General features: G+C 47.0%; 1 pseudogene. It reads left to right on the top strand.

The window, feature by feature from the left end:
* Nucleotides 1-121: 121 nt before the first annotated feature.
* Nucleotides 122-847: pseudogene (locus DN062_RS18380) on the top strand (IS3 family transposase); the annotation flags it as partial.
* Nucleotides 848-976 lie beyond the last annotated feature (129 nt).

The raw sequence follows: 976 nt of genomic DNA, 5'->3' as shown, positions 1-976 counted from the left end.
TGGCGGCAATAACTTACTCAAGATCGCTTGTTTACGTTCTTCACTATAACTTGGCACGAAAAAGCCTTAGCGCCCCAACTGGTTAAATTTTAAGTAGTGACAACTATCCTGCCAGAGGGGGAGTTGCTTTCACTACCAGTGCAAACTCAGCGGCGAGAATGCGTTGGTTGCTGACTGGTTGTTACGCCTGACTGAAACTCACCGACGCTGGGGGTTTGGTTTATGCTTTTTGTATTTGCGTAATGTGAAGCACTTCACCTGGAACCACAAGCGGGTTTATCGCATCTACAAAGCGCTTGAGTTGAACCTGAGAATCAAACCAAGGAGGCGCATTAAACGTGATAAGCCGGATGCGTTGAGCGTACCCACAGCTATCAACCAGGTATGGTCAATGGATTTTATGTCGGACAATCTGTCCGATGGCCGGTCACTGCGCACCTTCAATGTCATTGACGATTACAACCGTGAAGGTTTGGGTATTGAGGTTGATCTGTCACTGCCGAGCCTGCGTGTTATACGGACACTAGAGCAAATGATTGAGTGGCGTGGACAACCTGCTGCCATTCGCTGTGACAACGGTCCTGAGTATATCTCTGGTGAGTTGATAAACTGGGCAGAGAAGCGTCGAATCACGCTACTTTACATTCAACCAGGTAAGCCAACACAGAACGCGTATATTGAACGATTTAATCGCACAGCACGCCACGAATGGCTCGATTTACATCTGTTTGATAGCGTTGAACAAGCACAACAACTTGCGACAGAATGGCTTTGGCTTTATAACAATGAACGGCCTCATACGGCTATCGGAGGCGTACCTCCTAAACAACTATTGCAAGCGGTTTAACTTTCTACGTAAGCGCCCATGAAACAGCACCTATAATTTAAGATTTAACCGCGACACACTACCTCCATCACTTTTAATCGATGGAGGTCGGTATGAGCAACCAAACCAAGCAACACACCTGGCAACAGA

Source organism: Nitrincola tibetensis (assembly GCF_003284585.1).
Taxonomy (GTDB): domain Bacteria; phylum Pseudomonadota; class Gammaproteobacteria; order Pseudomonadales; family Balneatricaceae; genus Nitrincola; species Nitrincola tibetensis.
The sequence above is the reverse complement of the archived record's forward strand: the minus strand, read 5'-3'. Positions and strand labels throughout refer to the sequence as shown.